This window comes from Bacillus sp. AR2-1 (assembly GCF_008368755.1).
Taxonomy (GTDB): Bacteria; Bacillota; Bacilli; order Bacillales; family Bacillaceae_G; genus Bacillus_A; species Bacillus_A wiedmannii.
Window position 1 is genome coordinate 22958 of the sequence record NZ_QORY01000016.1, and the last position, 23320, is coordinate 46277.

Below are 23320 nucleotides of genomic sequence, written 5' to 3' on the forward strand. Positions count from 1 at the left end.
TCAAACTTTATTTTAAAACTACACTAGACTGGAAAAATTAAGTGTTAGACTAAAAAAATATTGTTGTAGATTAAGAAAATATTGTTGTAGACTGAAGAGGGCAGCTCCTGTAACTAATGGGCTGTTAAGTACATAATTTTTGAAGCTTATAGATTATGAATAAGCCTCGACTAAACACTAACATCTACTTATTGAAAGGAGTAGTGAGTACTTGTTTAAGATTCTTATTGACACTTGTGTTTGGCTTGATATTGCAAAGGATTACCAACAGCAAGCAACTTTGGCTGCTCTTGAAGAATTAATTCAACAGGGAGATATAGAGCTAATCTTGCCGCGAATAGTTATTGATGAATTCGATCGTAACAAAGAGCGTGTTATCGAACAGAGTAGCCGCAGTATGTCTAGTACTTTGAAACGAGTAAAGGAAGTGGTGGATAAATTTGGAGATCCACAACAAAAAAATATTGTACTAGCTCAGCTTAACGATGTTGATCATCGTCTTCCAATGTTGGGTGAGGCGGCAGTTGACATGGTTAGTCGGATAGAACAGTTATTCAATAGCACTCCTATAATTGAGATTTCAGATTCAGTAAAAGTCCGTGCAGCACAGCGAGCTATCGATAAGCGTGCTCCCTTTCACAGACAACGTAATGGAATTGACGATGCGATTCTAATTGAGGTTTATACAGATGTGTTCAAAGAAGAAGAAGCGGCTGGAAATCGGTTTGCTTTTATCTCTTATAACACTAATGACTTTAGTCACCCGAAAGAAAGTAAAAAATTACCACACCCAGATATTAAATCATGTTTTTCACCGGCAAAGTCACTTTATTTTATAAACTTGATTGAAGCACTACAATACATTCAACCGGAACAATTTGATGATCTAATAATTGAACATAATTGGGTTGAAGAACCGAGACGACTGACTGAAATTGTTGAAGCTATTGATGAACTTGTCACCAAAGTTTGGTACAATCGTCATCAGATTTCAAGAGAAAAAATTGAGGCGGGAATTATTCAAATTGTCGAGAAGGAGACCTTCCCCATTAAAGATCATGCAACTCGACCGATTCAACGCAACATTTGGGAAGGGGCACTTAGAGCAGCAGCGAGGGCGGAGGAAAAATTTGGTTTAGATAGCCTAGGTCCTTGGGATGACTTTGAGTGGGGAATGATTAATGGAAAGCTCTCAGCATTACGCTGGGTTCTGGGTGATGAATGGGATATGTTGGATACATAACTTTTTAATTTTTTGGTGTTATTCGACGATAATTTAATCAAATCACAGCGGCTGTATAGGTCTTTATTTTCGCCCTAACTGCTGATACGGTTTTTTAAATTAGATTCAGTTTAATATTTATTTTTCAGAAGGTAATATTTTAATAAATCAAGAACACGAATAAAATCAACGAATTAAGTCTAGTATTTTATTTTCTCAAAACATTTTAGTCAAACTTTTTTATAAAGCAACTTTAAAAAAGAGTTGAATAACTTTGTTATTTCTATACAATAACCCCATCCTAAATTTAGGGCGGGGTTATATTGATAGTAGTTTAATCTTTATTGAATAAAGATTAAACTACGGTAACTAAGCATATATTCTATTACCTCAAAATTTAAATACCGAACAATAGGTATTTAAATTACAACAGATGTATCAACACACCAAATTTATCAATTACTTCTCGATTTGCTTTCTCTTGTTCCTTTTTGAGAAGGTTACTATTATATCTAGTAGAAAAAAGATTTACTATTTCTCTTAATCTCCAATTAGAAAAAGATGTATTCTTAATATCAACTCTATTCTTTCTAATCATAATCGCTTGTTTAATAACACTTAAAAGTTTCATATTTTCCTGTGTAAAGTAAACCTCTCCATATATCCTATCATCATTCATCGTTTGCTTTATAACATAACAATAATATTTTATTTTTTGGTTATCTACTTCAAATAGTTTAGATAACACAAGTAATAGATAACCTTCAACAATTTTTCTATTACTTTTATCATTGTCTTTTATTTGAAGATATAAGGTTGCCAACTTAGAAGCAACTATTAAACAGGCAAAGTATATTGAATTATTATTATAGTAATTTAAGAAGTATAACGCTCTTCCTTTCTTATCTTCTTGCATTATTAATAGTAACAAATTACTAAGTGGTATCCCTACCAAGGATATGTCTTCTTCATTATATTTTTTGAGTTCCTGACCTACTTCATAAAACTTTATATCCATTGTAAAATAATCTCTTATATCATAGGACATCATTCTAAGAGACTCAAAATAATCAGAAATCCTTTCTGATTTTTCTAAGTCATCGAATTTTGTATTTTTATCAATTAAATTATAATAATCAATCATAAAGTCTCCATATAAAGGATTTAGATATAACATATCTTTTAACTTTCCTAAACGCGTGTAAGAAAAATCATTATTTAATTTAAAATATCCGTATTTCATTGTGAGCCTTATGGAAGTTAGTAATATAGCTTTATTCTGTTCAAAAACTACTTTACTTTCCGCAACAGAAATACTAATAAATATTTGCTTTAAAAGTTGATTGATTTGAGAAGAAGATAAATATACTTCGTGAGAAATAAACAAAGCGATCATTTTATTATATTGATTAATTGAATCTGTATATAACTCTTTTTTAATTAATTCTTCAATTGCACTAACCCACATTAGAATAATATCTGATTCATATATAGTCTCAGTATAATTTTCTTGAACCTTATATTTATAATTTACCAGCGATAAGTTAGCTATTTTCTCATATACATAAAGATTCCTTTTATATTCTACATCTCCTCGAAGAATTTTTTCTATGGTGTCTTCATTTAAATTATATAGATATTCTGAAAAACGCACTCCAGACTTCCATACTATTCTAGGTTTACGTACTAACTTTGTATTCTCTCGGTTATATATGCTAACAATCTTATTAGCGCTTAATTTTTGACTATTAGAATAAAAAATGATTTTTATAATTAATAAAGTTAATAAAGATAAAGTAATTAAGAATACATATAAAATTGCACTAGAAGAACTGTCATTAATATATAACGTAATATTTATAAATAGGAAAAAGAAGACAGAAAGACTTATAAATTTAATGTTCCCTAAGATAGATCTAGCAAATACTATTTGATAAATAGATGTTCCAAGAACTTTTTCCTTTTTTAAATTTATTATTAATGAAAATAAAGACAAAATAATAAATGTAACACTTATTTGTGAAAATAAAAATTGTCGATTTAATTCTTGATTTACATTAGGCAAATGATTGAAAACATTCTCTATCCATTTCAAATTTAAAATCTTTAATTGCTGTAATAATGCCAAAGTTATAAATAAAACTGCTCCTAATTCTATTGATTTAATAAAGCTATTAAAAAAATAGATCAGAGGATATTTCATCTTCCCTTCAATTTTATAATATTTTATTTGACAAGCCTTTTTCACCTTTCTCATCCTATAATTGAAACTTTGAATTTTCCCCAGTGTTTTTCCCTCGCTTTCTCATACTAAAAAATCACTTAATTTATATTCTTCTCTTGAAGACTCTATCTCAATTTAATACTAATTATGGCAGTTATTCTCTTTTCAAACAATGGCAAGCTTCAATTAAATGATTGAATGTTATATGGTGTGATTGGTCTATTTTAAATATTCCACTATAAATCAATTTTATTTCTTACATCAAAGTCTCAAATGTGGTTTATAAACAAAAAATAAAGCCTATATCGAAAATTACTTAGTAAATTTCGATATAGGCTTTATTTATCAATAGCTATTTGTGCTTATCTATATTTAACAAAATGGCAAGGTTATGGTCTAAATCACAGTTTATATGTCCAAATTTAAAAGGTTACTTGCAATTATCTTGAAGTTTTTGCACCAGAAACTCATATAAACTCCACATATCTCTAGACAATCCTCATATAAACTCCAGATTAATACAATACTATGGCATCAAGGAGGTTAGAGAACATGAATTTTATCAAACGATCATTTTTGAGTTTACAATCAAGAAAGGGAAAGTCACTTATATTACTTGCTATTTTTCTAGTTGTTATTAATTTGGTATTCGCTGGTTTTACGATTCAAAGTGCATCCAGTAAAGCAACAGATTTGGCTAGGCAACAATTAGGAGCTGATATCAACTTAAGAATCGATATAAATAAGTATTTGGAAGAACAAAACAATAATCAAAATGCTAATGAAGCGAGAAAGGTACCAAGTATCGAAAAAAAAGAAGCTGATAAATTAAAGAACTCTAAGTATTTAGATCACTATAATTATCTAAAAAGTGCTATTGCTGAGCTGAAAGAGCTTCATAATGTCGAACCATCTGGAGGAGCTCAATCATTTGGTCCAAATAATAATTTAAATTTCACTTTACAGGGTGTTAGAGACTTTTTTTCATTAGAAGCTGCTCAAGACAAAAAATTAAAACTTATTGAAGGAGAGGGAATTACGTCAAAAACAATAGGAAAAAACGTTGCTATGATTGAAAAAAAACTAGCTGAAAAAAACAATTTAAAAGTGGGTGATAAATTACAGATAGGTGAAGTAATGGATGAGGAACTTACCACGAAAGAGCTAGAAATTATAGGTATATATGAGTCTAAAGAAGAGGCTCCATCTTTTGGAGGACAATCTTTTGCTTTATTAGAGCCTGCTAATCAAATATATGTACCGTATTCTGTTATGAATTCACTGGAAAATGCAATCTATTCATTAAAGGATCCTAAGGATATTGATGCATTTAAAGAAGAAGCAAAAAAATTGGGGTTACCAGCGTACTATGAATTAGATGCACAAGATAACGTTTATAAACAGATGATTGGTCCAATCGAAAATATTGCATCTTTTTCGAAAACGATTGTAATTATGGTGTCTATTGCAGGTGCAACGATTTTAGGATTAATAATTATGCTCTCTATTAAGGAACGTAGAAAAGAAATTGGAATTTTGTTATCTATAGGCGAGAAAAAGTGGAAGTTAATGGGTCAATTACTAGTTGAGGTATTATGTATTGCTGTATTAGCTTTTGGTTTATCTTTAGCAACAGGAGAGAAAGTTTCTCAAAAAGTGGGTGATAATCTTTTATCTAGTGAAATAGCAAAGAATGAAGATAAACCGGAAGATCCTATAGCAAAATTAAGTGGTAACCCTGCTGCAGACGTAGATCCGGTTGATAATATCCATGTAAGTATTTCAACTGAAGATTTAGGAAAAGTAGGGGGGGTGGATTAGGAATTGCTATGCTAGGAACGATTCTTCCGGCATTATACATTCTTCGTTTAAATCCAAAACAGATTTTATTAAAAGACGAATAAGGAGGATTTATATGGAGACAATTTTACAGTTTAAAAATATCAATTATTATTATGAAAGTAATAATAAGAGAACTACAATCTTAAAAAATGTAAATTTTTCTTTTCAAACTGGAAGTTTTTATACTATCTTAGGGCCATCTGGTTCAGGAAAAACAACAACTCTTAGTTTAGCCAGTGGATTAGACGTTCCAAAAAGTGGATATGTCTTATATAAAGGAACGGATATACGTAAAATTGGTCTCGACTCCTATCGAAATCAGTATGTATCAATTATTTTTCAATCTTATAATCTCATTACTTATATGACCGCACTTCAAAATGTTATAACAGCAATGGAAATAACAGGAGTCGATGTAAAAGATAAAAAGATAAGAGCATTGGAGCTACTAAAAAAAGTAGGATTGACAGAAATAGAAGCAAAAAGGAATGTGTTACAGCTTAGCGGTGGTCAACAACAACGTGTCGCAATCGCTCGTGCATTATCTTGTAATGTAGATTTGTTAATTGCAGATGAACCGACTGGAAACCTAGATCAAGAAACGTCTATGGAAATTATTGAGTTGTTTAAAGAGTTAGCACATAAAGAAAATAAATGTATTATTGTTGTGACTCATTCACAAGACGTAGCCAAACAGTCAGATAAAGCTGTTTATCTACAAAAACAGAATTTAGTTGTACAAGATGTTTCTTGAAAAATGAATGTGTTTACTTTAGAGAAAACAAAGAATGAAATAACTTCAAAGTAACTGTAAGTTCAATTTATACATTTTTTGTAAATAATAGATGCTACACCTAAGAGAGGAATGAAGAGAACATGGATTAAGGTAGTTGTTTGCAGTGTCCTGGTTATAATTGGTATTTTAATAGGATATGTAACACATGTTTTTATTCAAGAAGACATAAGTGAGTCTAGCCAAAATCAAGTAAATACTTTTCAAGATGAGATAGGATCGAATCAAAGACAACCCTCATTTATTGAAGGTGGGAATTCAGGATTCGGTACTAATAAAGAATATAATGAAGGAGAAGTGGAATCTAAAGACCCAGAAAGTAATTAATAAAATATAACTTTTTCTAATAAGTCAACAACCGGTTCCTTAACATATAAGGAACCGGTTAATTTATATACAAAATATGTATAAATGTCTAATTTTATTTATTTACACTTGCGTACTTATTTGAGTAAGGTGATGAATTTAATTTTTGTTTTTTTACTTGTATGTGACTATTATCCCGATGATGAGCAATCCACAGTTGTACATCTAATAAAGAAAGAATAATGTTTGTTTCAAGTGACATCTTGATTAGCTCTTTCTAGTGTTATTATGTATATATACTATCGCATGCACCTGAAGCTGATATGAAGTAAAGATAATTTTCCTATGAATTTTTTATGTCTCTACATAAGCTCCAGATAGCAAGGCTATAATGACTACCAAAGAAAAGCTTCCTTTGTACAAAAAATTTCACCGTATTTTTTGTACAAAAACCTCATATATTTAAGCATAATTTATTGGGAGGTTGATTATGAGCATGTATTTAAAAATACAAGAAAGTGCGAAGCGTATAAATGAATTGACTAAGCATCAAAAGAAACTAGAGCGCGAAAAAAATATATTAAAAAGTGAGTTTTATAGATTGTTGAAAGAAAATAAAAAATACAAAGATACTCCCGAAGAGATAAGAACATTGGATAATTAGTCTCAATTTAAAGTTTCATTTAAATTTTAGTCAACTGCAGAAGTATAAAAATAGTTTAACTTCAGTACTTGGTTAGCTATAAGTATTTTGATGCTATATTTATTCGTAAATTTGACACAGCCTTTTATGATATATACATGTTATACTTAATTGCATAGTAAATAAATTGTATCCCAGTACATTACTTACTATTACTAGTACCCGAAAAATCTTAATATGATACGGTAAAAGGCCTCTTTTCAACGAGAAAAGAGGCCTTTTTTCATTAATATTTAGTTAAGTATATGCTATGAATTAAAAAGGAAACTTTATATTAATTTACATTTCTTTCATAGAGTTAAGATAAGGATCATATATTATAACAACATGTTACATTGAAAGGGTGAATATATGATTTCATCGTATTCGGTAAGTTATATTTTAGTCACGGGTAATACTGCTATAAAAAAGGTAGCTAAAGTTCATGCATCCTCAGAAGTTTTTGCTGTTAATAAGATTAAAAGAGAATTAGAACGTAGGTTTTCAAAGCCAACAAAAATTGAAGTTTTTCCGGTTTAATAAAACGGTATAAAAAGAGGAATCACTCTTTGCTTTCTTATTAATTAATTTGTAATTATTATGGATTAAACCCCATATTTTTTAATTAAATTTCCAACTACATTTAAAAAGAGTTCTTTTATTTTATTTCCATCAAGCTAACACTTTGATTATCAGTTTACCTATAAATTAGCCGTAGGTTAATTATTAACCCATAAACTTTGCCAGGAATTTTAATAAGAAGCATAAAGTTAACTAGAATTAAGGTGTTTGATGCTAATAAAATTAGAATATCAATAAAACCTTCACTGAAAGATAGCGCCAACAATAACCAAATTTCTTTATTAGACACGAGCTTGGTTAAAGTAAATTCAAAATATCTTTTGGTTTATTTAATACAAAATCAGCTTTTTCAAAACCTTCTCACCTGAAATTGATTTTACATAATCTTAGCTTGATGGGCATGGGATTCTACCCCTACAAGTTCTTTTTCAGATATAGAAATAATTTGTTATTAAAAATTAGAGTGAAATTTTAAAAGTTATAAATATTATAAATTTCATCCGTTTTCCTATGATGTGTAGGAATTTTATTTAATTTATACAGGACCTAACATTAGCATAGAAGGAAGTTTTATAGCTGTAGATTGCGATAGTAAGCCATATCCATATCCAGCTAATCCGTTCATTAGACCTTGTGTTTCTTTTTTTATGTTTAAATTCTCCAGTCCTTTTATTCTCATATCATGTAGTACATAATCAAGCATATTTTTTATTTGAGCGGCAAGTTGTCCATTTTTAGTTAATTGACATGCTGTTTTTAAAATTTCTATTTGTCCGAAATTACCATGACAGAGGGAATGATTGCTTACCACTCCTTTTTTTAAGACTGTATTAATTGCGATTTCAATTTCCCCATCAATTAAATGATCTGTATAACCAATATTTTTTAAAATTAATCGATTTAAGAGTATCCCTGGAGCACCATGACACCATGAATATTGAATGGTATCCTCAGTCGATGACCTTTTCCAATTATTTTCGGAAGAATCATAATGATTTCTTTCGAAAGCTAAGCCTTTCCTTATAACATCTAGTAATTGAGGATTTTTATTAATTGCGTATAACCTTGCTAGCATGGCTATAATGCCAGAGCTACCATGAGCAAATCCTGTATATGCTATTTTATCATGGGGTGACTGCCAATAGTTAGAATTCTTATTTGCAATAACGTTATTAACTATTTTATTGGCACATATTTCAGCTCCTCTTAAAGCGTTTGTATAGCCCTTTGTTTGGTATATTGATAAAAGTATACCTAATATTCCAGCAAGTCCACTAATTACATCATTCTCTTCAATACTTTCTAATTTGTTATTTATTAAATCTATGCCGTTATGCACTTCTTCTGCTAATTCTCTATCATTCCAACAATCAGCGACAATATACATACTGTAAAGTCCACCGGTCCAACCATCAAAAGCACCAAGATTTTCAAAATCACTCAAGTTATTTTTTAGTGTTTCTCGAATAGAATTTAATGCGATATAACTAGCTTTTTTAAAAACATCTCGGTTTGTTAATTTAGATAGATATGCGAAAAATATTGCTATACCAGCATTTCCGTTATACAAGTCCACCCCTGTAGGACCAATACTCCAATCATTCTCTTCACTGCCGTTAAAGACTGTGCTAATCCAACAACAATCATCAAGACCATTGATTGTTCCTTTTATAGATTTGGATAAAATGTATTCACCAATTTCTATAGCTTGATAAAGATAATCATTTTTGGATAGTAATGAATTATTAATTTTAAGCGAATTACTATCGACATTTTCATGTAAATATTCATAATCACCAGCAATTATAGACATATCAATAATATTTAGTTGTAATGATAGATCTTCTTCAGACAATTTGTTAATTTTTGTTTGAATTATTTCCATAACACTTTTTTGAAAATATTGATTGATTTTATTAAACTCATCAATATAAAGATTTGTTTCAGTTGCTTTTGTAAAGAAATAAGGAATATTGCTATTTAATAAATCATTTTTTTCTTTCCGTATAACTTTATTTATATCCTTCTTTTGAGGTTTATTGATATTAACTCTATGTAAAAATAAATCACGTGCCAAGCCATTTCTTAAAAGGTCAGGATGAAAGCTTTGAGTTAATAAACGGCTATATTGGTTTGTAGCTCGGATTATAAATCGGCTCTCTAAATTACCGAATATTTCTAATCTCTCTTTCAAAGTGTCTTTATGATTCATAGCCCACTTATAAAATTCACAAAAACCATAATCAATTTCTTTTAGATAATTAGAATTTTTCAGCTCTTTTTCATTGATGTATGGGTTGTTCTTTTCTGGTGTTAGCTTATAAAAATCCTGATCTATCTTTATAAAATCTGAATTTAAATTAGTTATTTTTTGGATTTTGTATGAAGAAAGCATCTCGGATTTTACACTCATTCCACTTAAATCTATCCCTTTTTTCTTTCCTTTTTCTAGAAATATTTGATGAGGTAGCATTCCTATTGAATGTACAGAGTTTTTAATGAGTATATTCGCCTTTTCTACGGCCCTCTTATCAGTTCCATTTTCATTAAATTCAAAAACATCCTGATGTAATAATGATTCTAAATCTATAGGAACTGGGTATTCGGAATGTGCAATAATATTTTCATGATGAAAATCCGTAGCATTTAAGATATATAGCAATCCTAGTAGATTACCTGAGCGCACATAGAATTCTTTTACCTTTGATTCATTAGTACACCCTAAATGTTCGATGAATTCTGTCCATCCATAATGGTCCTTTTCGAATATTTTCATTTCAAAAAAGGGATATTTTGTGGTTTTCTCTGCATTAAAAAATTTAACCAATTCATTATATTCCTTATCTATAGCTAAGGAACGGGGTTTGTAAATACATATTTTCCCACAATTAAATTCTATTGAAGCTACACATTTCCCATTGTGAAAATCACCTAAACCAAATTTAATTTCTTTAATTTCTCCTAACTCATTCCCATTATTAAATACTCGCTGTAAATCTAATTTATTTTGTAAAGTATTCTCTATAATTTCTGAAATGTATTCTACCCACTCGTTTATAGATTGTAGTAATAAACGGAATAGTACAGGGTATTCATTGAAGAGATTTTTTAAATAAGATTTATCTTTAAGTTTTTCTTGAACAAAAATGTTATATCTTTCTTCTGTATTTAATTCCTCATTCGCATTTAGTACCCGTGAAACATTGATTTCAAGAATAAGGACCTTATGACTAATTTGGAATAATTTTTCTATCAAGGTGCATATTGGATTTTCAAGAAATTCCTTATACATAATATTTTTATCTTTTAATTCTGATATAGCAAGTGCTATAAATGGAGTAAAAAATGTAGAAAAAGGAAGTGAATAGCCACTTAATATGGAATTCGCATTTTCTAAGGATAATTTCTCATCTATTTTTTGGAAATATTTCTCTGCAAAATCGATATATATATTATCTATTTCAAATGAAAAATCTCCATGAAAGTAATTGTTTAAATCTTGCAATGGAATATTTGAAGTACTAGCCAAAGCTTCTTCTAATGTCCTTCTATTGTTTTGAAAAAATTTACTCCAATATAATTCTAAATCTGTATTTTTTTTAAATTCATTATTTGTTAAAAATCGTTCACTAAAATAAGAACTATGTTTTAATATGTTTCTCAATTAAATCATCCTCATTGTAAAATAAGGACCGATAATAATAACGGCCCTTAACATATAATTATTTAGTAGTTTAAATAACACCTAATTGTCCACTCTAGTGTGTATAAATATGAGAGTGATTACTAATATTTTACACTTCTATTATGTATTATTAGTATTATTTTTTATTAGGATTTAAGTTACAGCCAGCTGTACATTCTAATGTGTACGTGCAGATACGCCCTTTATTTCCTAAGATTTTACTCATTCGATCAATATCAATAATTAGAGAGTAGTTACTTGCATCTTCGCCCCCTGCCATTTGAAGATCAGTATCGCTTATTTCTTCAAAAATATTTCCTACAGGATTTTCAATAGTACCAACTTCTGTCTTTTTCATTGGATTCTTCCAATTTTGGATAATATTATATTTTCTCACAATAAACACTCCTTAATTTAGTAAAATATGTTAACATCATAATAAACAGTAAACCAGTATTATTGAATTGTCAAATAATATAATTAATGTAATAAAATTTAAAAAATGGTTGTTTTATCCTATTTTTTTGTATAGTATTTTAAGAGAATAATACAGAAAAGGAGGTAGGTTGAAATGAAAAGAGATGACCTTAGGAAAGATATTGAAGTTTCCAGAGATCAGATTGGTAAAGTTAAAGAATCAGAACTTAAGGAAATGGCTGGAGCTGGAACTAGTAATGTAGAACCTTATGGTATTTTTCATTCTATTACTTTTTGCTTTACTTTAGAAATTGGAAACCATAGTTGTTACCCAAACAGTATAAAGTGCTAAAGGAGATGTTTATTTTGAATTTACAAAAGAAACTAACTAAGAAACAATTAAGAGAACAATTTAATTTTGACGAATCAATTGGAAAAGTTGATGAAGCAGAACTAGTTGAATTATCAGGAGCTAGTGGTGAAGTAACCCCATACACTACTTGGGGCTGTGCTATATTCACTATTGCTTCAGCTGCACAATGTCCTACTACGGCTTGTAGTAGTAAATGTCTCTAAGTAAAATATTTATTGTGTAAAAAATACTGAAAAAATCCTTATAACTAAGGATTTTTTCAGTATTTAAGGAGGAAAAACCTATGAGCAAAGCAATTAAGTTAGATCAAGAACAATTAAAATATGGGTCCTTTATTCATGAAAGAATGATTAGAAATAAAATAGAAGAAAGTATTGATATAGAATCTTCACAAATAAAAACATGGATAAATTCAGGTAAATTCTCAGAAGAAATGTTCTCTAATCGTTTGAAAGAACTTAATTTAACCCTTAATAATTTTGTAAGCATTTTTAATGCAAAAGAATTTTATTTAGATAATAGTGCAATGCACTGGATTAATACTTTATTAAATGTATTAAAAGAACAAACCACTTCTGCAGAATATGGGGAGTTTAGTAAAGCACTTCCTTTTAATAGCTTTGTAATACCCTTTTTAGCTTATGGAGATAAACTATTATTAAAAGAAGTTAATATTATCAATTCCGAATTAATAGAATGGTTTTCAATACGTAAATCTATACTTTCAGCACTAGCGCGTGAACTAAGTGAGCTATCATTAAAGGTTTTAATCAAAGAAATACATATATCAAAAAAATTAGGAGAGCTTAAAGGGGAAGATAAGTATTCTCGTTATAAGTATTTCAACGAAATAATGCTTAAGGATAATGATTTTGTTATCGACATATTACTAGCATATCCGGTTTTAACAAGGTTATTAATCGAAAAAACTGAAAATTTCGTTGCTTCATATATTGAGGCGCTATCCCGTTATATAAATGATTTTTCTTCTATAAAGATTGATTTTCATATTGATGGTTTAATTTTGAAAAATATAGAAGGTAATAATGGAGATTCTCATAAAAATGGCAGAAGTGTTATGCTATTTGAGTATGAGAATGGTGAGAAGTTGGTATATAAACCACGTTCTATGAGTGTTGATGAGCATTTTAATGATTTACTTGAATGGATAAATTTTAAAGAGACAACATTTGAATTTAAAGGGCCAAAAACAAAAAATTATAATACATATGGTTGGCAAGAATTTATTAAACATAAACCTTGTGAAAACGTGAAAGAAGTGGAGCAATTTTACTATCGACAAGGTGGATATTTAGCACTCTTATATTTATTACGATCAAAAGATTTTCATTATGAAAATTTAATTGCAAATGGAGCACATCCGATCTTAATAGACTTAGAAACTTTATTTGATAATGTGATTAATTTCCAAAACATTGATACTAAATTTGGCGATGGCGTTTCGGACTATACGGAATCAATTTTAGGTTCTGCTATGTTACCATTTAATTTTGTCAAACGTAAAGGTATGGATTTAGATTTTAGTGCATTAGGAGTTCTAGAAGAAGGTGAACTGGCTGAGTTTTCTAAAAATTATACAATTGCTAATGAAAATACTGATGAAATTCGGTTAAAGGAAATACCTGTGAAGGCTGAAAAAAAAGAAAATCTCCCTGTTTTATCTAATATATCAGTTGGTTCATATGAGTATATTGATGTTATAGAAGAGGGTTTTCAAACGTTATACACTTTTTTCCTTCGTAATAAAGAAGAATTAGCTTCTAAACAAGGTCCTATTTATAAATTTGAAAATGATGAAATTCGCCATGTGTTTAGAAATACAAATCTATATGTAAATTTCCTAGTTTGTGGAAAGCACCCGGAATACTTACAAGATGGCCTTAATAGGAATAAATTGTTTGATATTTTATGGGGAGATGTTAAAAATGAAAGTAAATATATTAAATTTGTTAATAGTGAGTGTAATGACCTTTTGAATCAAGATGTTCCATACTTCACTTTTAAATTTAATAGCAAGGATTTAATAAATAGTAAAGGGAATATTATTAAAGACTTTTATGATAAAAGTAGTTTAGAATTAGTATTAGAACGTTGTATGAAGCTTAGTTTAAATGATTGTCGACGACAAAGCAGATATATACGAATGTCTTTATCTACATTAAATAAGGATAGAGGAGAAGCGGTTATTAAACCTAATCCAGAAAAAATAGCTGGTGTTAAATCTCAAGATTTCTTAGAAGAGTCTTTAAACATAGGTGAAGAAATTTCAAATCATTTAAGACCATTATCATCCGAAAGAGAAATAAATCGTTTTGCTTTATCTATGGGGAAAAATATTGAGGGCAATGGTATTACTTTGGGCCCATTAGATGAGGGGATTTATGATGGATTTTCTGGATTAGCAGTATTTTTTGGCCAGTTAGCTTCAGAAACAAATGATAAGTCTTTAAAAATATTGTCTGAAGATATTTTTGATTACGCTTATAAAACAGCTAAATTTAATCACAAGAGATTAAAAAATCCCTCTGCATTTACTGGAATTGGTTCGATACTATACACTGCCGCTTATTTTCATTTGTTATGGGATGATCCTAAATATTATGATGTAGTAGTAGAGAATTTGAATCTTCTAGAGGAACTAAATCAAACAAATAAAGTACATGACTATCTTACTGGAGAGGCAGGAGTAATTCTAGTATGTCTACGTATATACGAAAAATTCTCTAACGAACAAGCACTTTCAATTGCTATTAAATTAGGAGAATATATAGTTGAAGAGTTATCTGTTCCAGGAGAAATAGACAAGTTATTAACTGGTTTTTCGCATGGCGCTTCAGGGTATGCATGGCCTTTAATGTCATTAGGACATATAACAAAAGACGAGAAATTTATAAAATTAGCTAATAAATTAATAAGATATGAAAATAATTTATTCGATAAGCAATATCAAAATTGGCTTGATTTGAGGCCTCAAGTGAAAAATAAAACTGGATCTTATTATTGGTGTCATGGGGCACCAGGTATAGCATTAGCACGTCATAATATCTTGCAGTTGAATATGAACCCTCAAGAACAAAGGGAACAATTAACTGAAGATCTTAGAATTGCAATTAAAGCTACTTTAAAGAATGGATTTAAGTTTAATCATTGTTTATGTCATGGAGATTTAGGAAATATAGATATTTTGTTAACAATAGCTAAAGAACAAAATAATATACAATTATTAACTGAAGTCTTAAGTATAGGATTTGGCGTTTTAGAACAAGGTAAAAAATTAAAGTGGATGAATGGTATTGATAAAAAATCTGAAATGTATGGGTTTATGCTAGGATTATCAGGCATAGGATTTGAACTATTAAGACTTTGGAATAATGATATTCCTTCAATACTAAATTTAGAATTACCTTCATAAAAGGACTGGAATCAATGAATAATTATAGTATAAAGCATAAACGAAAAGTTCCTTTTATAGAACAAATGCAGCAAACTGAGTGCGGAATTTGTTGTATGGCTATGATTTCTTCATACTATAAAAGTTATTTTTCTTTATATGAATTACGAGAAGCAGCTGGTAACGGCAGAGATGGGACCTCCTTACATCAAATGAGAGAGTTAGCAAGAAATTTAGGGTTCAAAGCGGATTGGCATAAAGTAAACATGAAAAAACTTATACACATTCAAGAACCTATTATCCTTTTTTGGGATCATAAACATTTTGTTGTTTTGGAGAAGTTTAAAAATGGGAATTTTTTTATTGTTGATCCTTCTGGTGGAAGAAAAAAGTTAACGGAAAATGAATTTGATAAGCTTTTTACTGGATACATTCTTACTTGTACACCAGATGAAAGTTTTAAAAGAAGAAAACAAAAAAGTATATGGAAGCCTTTTTTAAAGTTATTATTAGATAAACCAAAGTTATTAATTAATGTAGTAATAACTGCAATTGTATTACAGCTATTTACATTAGGGATTCCAATGTTAATACAAAGGGTTATTGACAAAATTATAATGCCATCAAGAGAAGATTTGTTGTCTTTTTTGATAATAGGAATTGTTTTCTTAGTGCTATTTCAATCAGGTATAGCGTTAATTAGGGGATCACTTCTTATTACCTTGAATAACTTTCTTGATAAAAAAATGATGACTCATTTTTTTAAACATCTTTTAAAACTACCGTATAATTTTTTTCAATTAAGATCATTTGGAGATTTAATATTTAGAGCAAATGGTTTGCGGAGTATAAGAGACATCTTGTCTAGCCAACTTATTATGGGAGCATTGGATATTGGTTTAATTATAATAATTTTAATTTATATGATTAATCAATCAATTTTAATGACAGCTTGGGTAATAATAATCAGCTTGTTAAGTATACTTCTAGTGTTCTTTAGTAAAAGTGTACTATATCAAAAGAATCAAGATGAAATAACCCATGCAACAAGTGTCCAATCCTTTCAGACTGAGTTATTATATGGAATTTTTGGTGTGAAAACTGCAGGAACAGAAAAGTCAATGTATAACTCATGGGAAAAGTTATTCGATAAATTATTACTGGCATATCGAGAGAAAGGTAAGACTTTAAACTATATTACTACTGTAAATAACATTTTAAAATTATCTGGACCACTAGTGGTACTCTGGATAGGGGCTAAACTTGTTTTTTCAGGAGAAATAACTTTAGGAGCTCTGATTGCCTTCCATGCACTATCAACACAGTTTTTTAATTTAACAGGTTCAATTGTAGATACTTTTAATTCATTTTTATTAACGGACTCTTACTTACGGAGAGTTCACGATGTTTTAGAGGCTCAACCAGAACATATGCCAAAGAACCCTATATACTTAAAAGAGTTACAAGGTGAAGTGACTTTAGAAAATGTCTATTTAAAATATAATAAACATCAAGAGTATATTTTAAAAAATATAAATTTAAAGATTAAGCCAGGACAGAAAGTTGCTTTAATTGGAAAATCTGGTGCTGGAAAAAGCACTTTATCTAGATTAATTCTAGGTTTATATGAACCGACACAAGGAAATGTATATTATGATGGGCATCATTTACTGGATATTGATAAAGAGTCATTTCGAAAAAATATAGGAGTTGTCCCTCAAGATGTAAGTCTTTTTAATCGTTCAATTAAAGATAATATTGCATTACATCAACCAGATGCCTCAATGGAAGACATAATTGAAGCTGCAAAAATTGCTAAAATTCATGATGAAATTATGCAAATGCCTATGAAATATAATACTATTATTTCTGAATTAGGAATGAATATTTCTGGAGGACAGCGGCAACGCCTAGCAATAGCAAGGGCATTAGTACATAAACCATCTATTTTGGTTTTAGATGAGGCAACTAGTTCATTAGATCATTTAAATGAAAAAGAAATTGATAATTATCTATCAAGTATTAACTGCACTCGGATTGTGATTTCACACAGACTCACATCTCTTATTAACTCTGATATTATTGTGGTATTGGATGAAGGAGAGATTATAGAATCAGGAAATCATGAGGATTTATTGAGAGGTAATGGTTTTTATTCTCAATACTATAGAAAATTAGAATCAAGAAAAATTTCAATTTAAATAAAATGAAATGTAAGAGTTACTATGTACGTAAATTTTTAGTATGTTAAATTTGGAATTTATATCGCGTAAAAATTTTTAACTTGAAATTTGATAAGCCGAAAGCCCTCTATTCTTAAATAAAGGGCTTTTGAATTAGAATTTCATCAATATATGTAATGCTTTTAACTAGCTCTTTTTATTAAATATATCTTAGATATTGCACCAATAGCAAGTGAGATAGCCATCATCATCATTATATACTGTTTAAAGTATATGGTATTAGCTGGCATAAAAAAAACAGAGAATCCTAATAAGAGGATTAGTGAGGTATACATATAATTAGTTATCTTTGAATTGATTTTTACATTTTCCTCATTTTTAATTTGTCTTTTAAGGAGTATTAATAGAATAAATGATATTATCCATATCCCCCCTGTGATTGCAGTAAATATATTGAAATATAAGATATCCAGAGAGAGCCAATAATCTAATTGCTCAAATATAAAAAACATATTATAGCCTCCTTTTAAATAATGATATAATAAAATAATAGTTTATTATTGGTTTTTTTTCAACTTTTTTACAAACTATTTTTGTACTTTATTTTATACTAGAATTCTTTTTGCTAACGTTAGAAGTTTCACAAGTTGATATATAGCAAATAAAGTAAAGGGATTAACTGATGACACAAAGCATTAGATTATTATTTACTCTACAGAAGAATATATAAAATGGAAGGATAACGTAGGTATCCCATTTGCAGATATGTTGAATTGGATTTTTGTGGAATCGTGAATAAAGGGAAAGAAACGTAGAAAAAGATCACTTGTATTGAAATAGCTTAAATTTGTTATTTAATAAAACGTTACTAACTTCTATTATTTTTGTATGGTAAATATGATTTGATGAAATTGAAAAAAGTTATATTTATTTTAGTATTTCAAACTAATATTAGCAAAAAAAATCAAAAAAATATATGAAGTTAATGATATTGTAAAGATAAACTCAATATTTAGGGGGATTACTGTTATGCATAGTGGTTATTTAACTGAATGGATGCTCGGAGGAAAAACGCCTAGTAATTATTTTTTCTATAATATTCCTAGTAGTGAAGAGGGAAATCCAATTATTCATTATTTGCATTCGATACAAAGCATAGAAGGATATGGTGTAGTATTTTGTTTTTTAAATAGAAAGTTGTATTCTGGGAAAAAGATTAAGCTGTCAGGTCTGATTATGACTAAATCAATTCGAAAATCTGCAGATTTATGGATTAGAGGTAAAAGCTCCAATGATTTATGGGAAATTAAATCATTGGATTGCAATCCTGTGAATGAAATAGAATGCTGGAAAGAATATGCGATAATTTTAGATATTCCTAATGATATCAAGAATTTATCTGTAGGATTAACTCTGAAAGGTGAAGGATATATATGGTTTCATAGTATGAAGGTTGAGATTGTAATGGAAAAGTAGAAGAATAGTGAATAAAAAATAGGTTATATAATAATTATTTTGTATATAAAGAAAATACATATTTTCAAAAAGATCTTGGAGAATTTTTTCATTTGTTTTAAGGGTTTCTGTGCCCATCCACCGAAAAAGGGGAATAATATAAAATAAACCAATTATGTATTATTCAAGGTGTTTTATAAAATTATTTATTATTAAAGAAATGGTAAAGAATGAATCCGAACATGTTTGAGATTCATTCTTATTTTTAAAATAGAAAATACTTACATTTCTACCTGTCACAAAAACAGACATCATATATTTATTTATTTGTATTTTCTGAAAAAAAGATTGAAAAAATTGTAAAAAGAAAATATAATCTGTTTGAGGGGTCATTAGTAAACATAATATTACATTTTTGTTAAAAAATAAGGGTACGATATGAGAAACTTAAAAGAAAGCATGGTAGGTCTAAGTATGGAAAGCTTAGGGTATCAGGAATGGAGAGAATTTATGGAAGTATCAAAAACTAGGGATACATGAGTACATACTAAAAAAGCTTAGTATTATAAGTTATATAAAATAATTTATTAACAAGAGTTATTTTGCGAAAAATAACAATAGGAGGGAAAAATGAATATTTTCAAAAAATATTTTCTGATTATGCTTAGTATTATATTACTAGTTAGTTTTGTGCCAAATAACATCGAAGCAAAAGAAAGGGAATATTACTCTGTCCTTATAAAAGATAATGCAGACTTTAATGCTATTGTAAATAAGTTGAACAAAGAGGATCAAAAAGTTGTTTATTCTATACCAGAAGTTAAGTTAATTCAAATTGAGGGGGAAAAGGCTAAGGTTATATCTACTATTGGTTCGGAGAGTATTGATGAGATTAATCAATCTAATGAAGGGATTAAAACATACGCCGCCAACATTAATGATGAAAAAATATTAGGTAATGAATCTATATGGGACATACAATGGGATATGAGGAGAATTACCCATAATGGAGAGAGTTATAAACTTCACTCCCCATCAGGTAAGGTATCTGTAGCTCTTATCGATTCGGGTTACCCAGAAAATCATCCGGATTTTAAAAGTATTTCCATGGGAAAATCTAAAAATCTTGTACCAAAGGGTGGATACAAAGGAAACGAGCCAGCGGAAACAGGAAATATAGATCAATTAACAGATTTAACAGGGCATGGAACGGGTGTTCTAAGTCAGATAAATGCTGATGGATTAATGAAAGGGGTAGCACCCGGCATACCTGTTAATTTGTATAGAGTATTTGGAAAGAGTTCAGCAGATACAACTTGGATAATTAAAGGAATTATTGAGGCTGCAAAAGACGAAAATGATGTTATTAATATAAGTGCAGGCTCATATCTATTGAAAAACGGAAAATATTCTGATGATAGCGATAATAATAGTTCTGAAATTAAAGCTTATAAAAAAGCTATTAATTATGCAAATAAAAAAGGAAGTATTGTTGTTAGTGCTTTAGGAAATGATTCAATAAATTTAAATAACAATAGCGAACTGTTAGATTTTTTGAATAATCAAATAAAAGATAAAGGGAGAACAGCAATTGGAACAGTAGAAAATATACCTGCTCAGTTAGCTAATGTTATTTCTGTTGCTTCAACAGGACCGGATAAAGAAATTTCTTCATATTCAAATTATGGAAAGAATACAATAGATTTTACTGCCCCTGGTGGTGATATTAAGTTGTTAAATAAATTTGGTACAGATGTATGGATGAGAGATGAAATGTTCAAAAAAGAAGCTATCCTTGTTGCACATCCTCAGGGAGGATACTATTATAACTTTGGTAATTCATTAGCAACACCTAAAGTGTCGGGTGCTTTAGCGCTAGTGATAGATAAGTATGGATATAAAAATAAGCCGAACAAAGCTATTAGTCATTTAAGGAGAAATAGTAATGCAGATAATGAAATAGATTTGTATAAAGCACTTCAAGAATAATATATTTATAAAACATTATATCAATAAAGTCTATAATATTAATTTGGTTCTGGGGCTAAAAATATAACACTTGTGCAATGAATCTGTAAATCTTGGACATACTGATACTATTACTCTAAAAAAGGGTGTGTGATCAGTATGAAAAAGAAAACTTTATTTAAATGAAAGCACTTTCAGCCAGATATTATTCTGTTAATTGTACGTTCGTACCTACGATACAATCTTCGTTTTCGTGATTTGGTAGAAATGATAGAGGAAAGAGGACTATCCTTGGCTCATACAACGATTATGCGGTGGGTCCATCAATATTGGCCGGAGTTAGATAAGCGAATTCGACGTCATCTCAAACAAACGAATGACTCCTAGAGAGTAGATGAAACGTACATAAAAGTAAAAGGACAATAGATGTACCTATATCGTACCGTTAATTCTGAAGGGAACACGATTGATTTTTATCTTAGTAAATCTAGAAACCATAAGGCTGAAAAGTGATTCTTCAAGAAGGCTTTGCGGTCTTTTCATGTTTCAAAACCTCGTGCAATCACAGTTGATAAAAATCCCGCCTATCCCATTGCTATCAGCGGGTTGAAGAAAGAGAAAAAAATGCCGTTAGGCATTCAAATCAGACAGATAAAATATCTAAATAACATCGTAGAGCAAGACCATCGTTTCATTAAAAAACGTATACACTCTATGTTAGAACTTAAATCTTTTCGCACAGCTACATTTATTCTTGCAGGAGTAAAAGCCATGCATATGATAAAAAAAGAACAGATTGATTTACGGGATCAGTCTGTTCAAAATCAAAAACAATTCATTCATCAATTATTTGGATTATCAGCGTAAAGAAAGATTCTGGTAGGAATCCTCATCGTTTTTTAGAATGTATCCGTTATTTGCACTAGAACCGTTCTAAATCTCTTATATAAGATTTTACAGCTTGCAATAGGAATTCTTCCTGCCCCATACCAGCATCCGCTGCCATTTGCACTACTTTTTGCTTGAATTCATGATCTGCATGAAAAGTTAATGGCTCTACATTACTTTTAAAGTAAAATCCTTCTACATGTGGAAGGATTTTACCTGATTTCATATAAGAATGTAAGTATTTAATCTCTTCTTGAAACTGTAATGGATTAACTTGTAATACGAAAGGTTTAATTTCTAATTTAAAAGTATCAGATGAAATACTCAATCGCATATTTGTGACACCTAGCTCTTTGTAAAATAAATTTATTAGATTATAAGTAATGGAATTAAATAGCTGCAGTTTTTAAATAAAAAAGATAAATACCCTCGTTTGGTAAGTACAGCTTGTTTTTGGAAAGGTTCAAAGGAGTAATCATGCTCCTTATAATTGGATAGAGGGAAAATTTCTTTGTCTTATGTAAGAATCTTGCCGTCTGCTCCATTGATTTCTATTACTCTAGCGGTTTTGGTCACTATAGGTATATTTAAAATAAGTCATATGTTGTCCGTAATTAAGTCGGCTAATTTTATTTATATTTTCTTATAATTTAATATTATGAATAATAACGTCATGATTTAGATTATCCAAAAATTCATCTCAAAAAAGTTTGCAATATACACCTAGATTGTAAATGGGCTTAAGAATCTTTGTATTCGAATTACCTATTTACACAATGGCTGAGTGAATATATATGAAATTGGCTGGTTACTATTCTAAATATATAATTTATTATATAGATAAATACAAGTAGATTAGGGAGTTACTAGAAATATGAAAGAGATAGAAATTATAAAATCAACAGAAAAAATAACCATTATATGGCAAAGTGCAACGATAAGTATTCCATTAGAAGATATAATTGAGATTAATAATAATAATAATACGTGTAAGAATACTAACAAAGCAGTGGAAATCGGTAATAAGTTCAAGCATTCGGAAACTATCTTTATTAGAACAAAAAAATTGGATTATATATTATTTACAACTAATAAATTAACGCTTCTAAATAAAATCGCATTCTAACTGATGATAAGTTAGAATGCGATTTTTTCTAAGTATTTTATAATAGTGCCTGCTAAGGTTTCTGAAAATATTACATATTTATAGGAAACCTTAGCGAAGAACTAATGAATGATTATGAGAAAAAGCAAAAATAAACAGACGGTAAATCGGTTTTAATTGTAT

The 23320-nt window shown here is 29.2% G+C and carries 16 protein-coding genes and 3 pseudogenes; 13 read left to right on the plus strand and 6 right to left on the minus strand.

Annotation, left to right across the window (positions count from 1 at the left end):
- Positions 1–211 precede the first annotated feature (211 nt).
- Positions 212–1243, plus strand: a complete 1032-nt coding sequence (locus DT250_RS18225; protein ID WP_149213488.1) for a PIN domain-containing protein — start codon at positions 212–214, stop codon at positions 1241–1243.
- A gap of 403 nt (positions 1244–1646) precedes the next feature.
- Here the strand turns inward: DT250_RS18225 and DT250_RS18230 are convergent, their stop codons facing one another.
- Complete coding sequence (locus tag DT250_RS18230; RefSeq protein ID WP_149213489.1) at positions 1647–3470, minus strand: hypothetical protein; 1824 nt, start codon at positions 3468–3470, stop codon at positions 1647–1649.
- 528 nt (positions 3471–3998) lie between these two features.
- Between DT250_RS18230 and DT250_RS18235 the strand changes: the two are divergent.
- From DT250_RS18235 to DT250_RS18245, 3 genes and pseudogenes are all read left to right on the plus strand, one after another.
- Positions 3999–5350, plus strand: a pseudogene (locus DT250_RS18235) (ABC transporter permease).
- A gap of 11 nt (positions 5351–5361) precedes the next feature.
- Positions 5362–6042 carry an ABC transporter ATP-binding protein gene (locus tag DT250_RS18240; protein ID WP_000447828.1) on the plus strand — a complete coding sequence of 227 codons (681 nt, stop codon included), beginning with the start codon at positions 5362–5364 and terminating at the stop codon, positions 6040–6042.
- 111 nt (positions 6043–6153) lie between these two features.
- On the plus strand, positions 6154–6408 hold the full coding sequence (locus tag DT250_RS18245; protein ID WP_149213490.1) for a hypothetical protein: 255 nt from the start codon (positions 6154–6156) through the stop codon (positions 6406–6408).
- A gap of 94 nt (positions 6409–6502) precedes the next feature.
- Here DT250_RS18245 and DT250_RS31715 read toward each other — a convergent pair whose 3' ends face one another.
- A complete protein-coding gene (locus DT250_RS31715; RefSeq protein ID WP_000051345.1) occupies positions 6503–6649 on the minus strand; it encodes a hypothetical protein in 147 nt (48 codons plus the stop codon).
- Between the two features lie 228 nt (positions 6650–6877).
- Between DT250_RS31715 and DT250_RS31720 the strand changes: the two genes are divergently transcribed.
- Positions 6878–7051, plus strand: coding sequence for a hypothetical protein (locus DT250_RS31720; RefSeq protein ID WP_000063204.1), 174 nt, complete (start codon positions 6878–6880; stop codon positions 7049–7051).
- 1135 nt (positions 7052–8186) lie between these two features.
- Here the strand turns inward: DT250_RS31720 and DT250_RS18250 are convergent.
- Positions 8187–11315, minus strand: a complete 3129-nt coding sequence (locus DT250_RS18250; RefSeq protein WP_149213491.1) for a type 2 lanthipeptide synthetase LanM family protein — start codon at positions 11313–11315, stop codon at positions 8187–8189.
- Positions 11316–11472: 157 nt separating this feature from the next.
- Complete coding sequence (locus DT250_RS18255; protein WP_001233918.1) at positions 11473–11733, minus strand: plantaricin C family lantibiotic; 261 nt, start codon at positions 11731–11733, stop codon at positions 11473–11475.
- Between the two features lie 174 nt (positions 11734–11907).
- Here DT250_RS18255 and DT250_RS18260 point away from each other — a divergent pair, with 174 nt between their 5' ends.
- The 4 genes from DT250_RS18260 (at position 11908) to DT250_RS18275 (ending at position 17739) form a co-directional block, all read left to right on the plus strand.
- On the plus strand, positions 11908–12105 hold the full coding sequence (locus tag DT250_RS18260) for a hypothetical protein (protein ID WP_000817350.1): 198 nt from the start codon (positions 11908–11910) through the stop codon (positions 12103–12105).
- A 5-nt stretch (positions 12106–12110) separates the two neighbouring features.
- Positions 12111–12329, plus strand: a complete 219-nt coding sequence (locus DT250_RS18265; protein WP_255450279.1) for a class II lanthipeptide, LchA2/BrtA2 family — start codon at positions 12111–12113, stop codon at positions 12327–12329.
- An 80-nt stretch (positions 12330–12409) separates the two neighbouring features.
- The gene (locus tag DT250_RS18270; RefSeq protein ID WP_149213492.1) at positions 12410–15559 is read left to right on the plus strand and encodes a type 2 lanthipeptide synthetase LanM family protein; all 3150 of its coding nucleotides are present in this window, start codon (positions 12410–12412) and stop codon (positions 15557–15559) included.
- Between the two features lie 14 nt (positions 15560–15573).
- Entirely contained in the window at positions 15574–17739 is a 2166-nt protein-coding gene (locus tag DT250_RS18275; RefSeq protein ID WP_087965066.1) for a peptidase domain-containing ABC transporter, read from the plus strand.
- Positions 17740–17903: 164 nt separating this feature from the next.
- Here DT250_RS18275 and DT250_RS18280 read toward each other — a convergent pair whose 3' ends face one another.
- Positions 17904–18233 carry a hypothetical protein gene (locus DT250_RS18280; RefSeq protein ID WP_000465091.1) on the minus strand — a complete coding sequence of 110 codons (330 nt, stop codon included), beginning with the start codon at positions 18231–18233 and terminating at the stop codon, positions 17904–17906.
- A gap of 517 nt (positions 18234–18750) precedes the next feature.
- Here DT250_RS18280 and DT250_RS18285 point away from each other — a divergent pair.
- From DT250_RS18285 to DT250_RS18295, 3 genes and pseudogenes are all read left to right on the plus strand, one after another.
- Positions 18751–19197: a hypothetical protein gene (locus DT250_RS18285; RefSeq protein WP_000555589.1), complete on the plus strand. Its 447-nt coding sequence runs from the start codon at positions 18751–18753 to the stop codon at positions 19195–19197.
- 609 nt (positions 19198–19806) lie between these two features.
- Entirely contained in the window at positions 19807–21165 is a 1359-nt protein-coding gene (locus DT250_RS18290) for a S8 family peptidase (RefSeq protein ID WP_114160146.1), read from the plus strand.
- A 183-nt stretch (positions 21166–21348) separates the two neighbouring features.
- Positions 21349–22011, plus strand: a pseudogene (locus tag DT250_RS18295) (IS6 family transposase).
- A gap of 55 nt (positions 22012–22066) precedes the next feature.
- Here DT250_RS18295 and DT250_RS18300 read toward each other — a convergent pair.
- Positions 22067–22602, minus strand: a pseudogene (locus DT250_RS18300) (helix-turn-helix domain-containing protein); the annotation flags it as partial.
- 304 nt (positions 22603–22906) lie between these two features.
- On the opposite strand from DT250_RS18300, the gene DT250_RS18305 reads away from it, so the two are divergent.
- Positions 22907–23158 carry a SunI/YnzG family protein gene (locus DT250_RS18305; protein WP_149213493.1) on the plus strand — a complete coding sequence of 84 codons (252 nt, stop codon included), beginning with the start codon at positions 22907–22909 and terminating at the stop codon, positions 23156–23158.
- The last annotated feature ends 162 nt before the right edge of the window (positions 23159–23320 follow it).

What these genes read in the sequence shown, in the direction of transcription:
- DT250_RS18260 (WP_000817350.1), top strand. Translation starts at nt 11,908, where the DNA reads ATGAAAAGAGATGACCTTAGGAAAGATATTGAAGTTTCCAGAGATCAG.
- DT250_RS18245 (WP_149213490.1), top strand. Translation starts at nt 6,154, where the DNA reads ATGAAGAGAACATGGATTAAGGTAGTTGTTTGCAGTGTCCTGGTTATA.
- DT250_RS18290 (WP_114160146.1), top strand. Translation starts at nt 19,807, where the DNA reads ATGAATATTTTCAAAAAATATTTTCTGATTATGCTTAGTATTATATTA.
- DT250_RS31720 (WP_000063204.1), top strand. Translation starts at nt 6,878, where the DNA reads ATGAGCATGTATTTAAAAATACAAGAAAGTGCGAAGCGTATAAATGAA.
- DT250_RS18280 (WP_000465091.1), bottom strand. Translation starts at nt 18,233, where the DNA reads ATGTTTTTTATATTTGAGCAATTAGATTATTGGCTCTCTCTGGATATC.
- DT250_RS31715 (WP_000051345.1), bottom strand. Translation starts at nt 6,649, where the DNA reads ATGTCACTTGAAACAAACATTATTCTTTCTTTATTAGATGTACAACTG.
- DT250_RS18240 (WP_000447828.1), top strand. Translation starts at nt 5,362, where the DNA reads ATGGAGACAATTTTACAGTTTAAAAATATCAATTATTATTATGAAAGT.
- DT250_RS18275 (WP_087965066.1), top strand. Translation starts at nt 15,574, where the DNA reads ATGAATAATTATAGTATAAAGCATAAACGAAAAGTTCCTTTTATAGAA.
- DT250_RS18265 (WP_255450279.1), top strand. Translation starts at nt 12,111, where the DNA reads ATGTTTATTTTGAATTTACAAAAGAAACTAACTAAGAAACAATTAAGA.
- DT250_RS18305 (WP_149213493.1), top strand. Translation starts at nt 22,907, where the DNA reads ATGAAAGAGATAGAAATTATAAAATCAACAGAAAAAATAACCATTATA.
- DT250_RS18285 (WP_000555589.1), top strand. Translation starts at nt 18,751, where the DNA reads ATGCATAGTGGTTATTTAACTGAATGGATGCTCGGAGGAAAAACGCCT.
- DT250_RS18270 (WP_149213492.1), top strand. Translation starts at nt 12,410, where the DNA reads ATGAGCAAAGCAATTAAGTTAGATCAAGAACAATTAAAATATGGGTCC.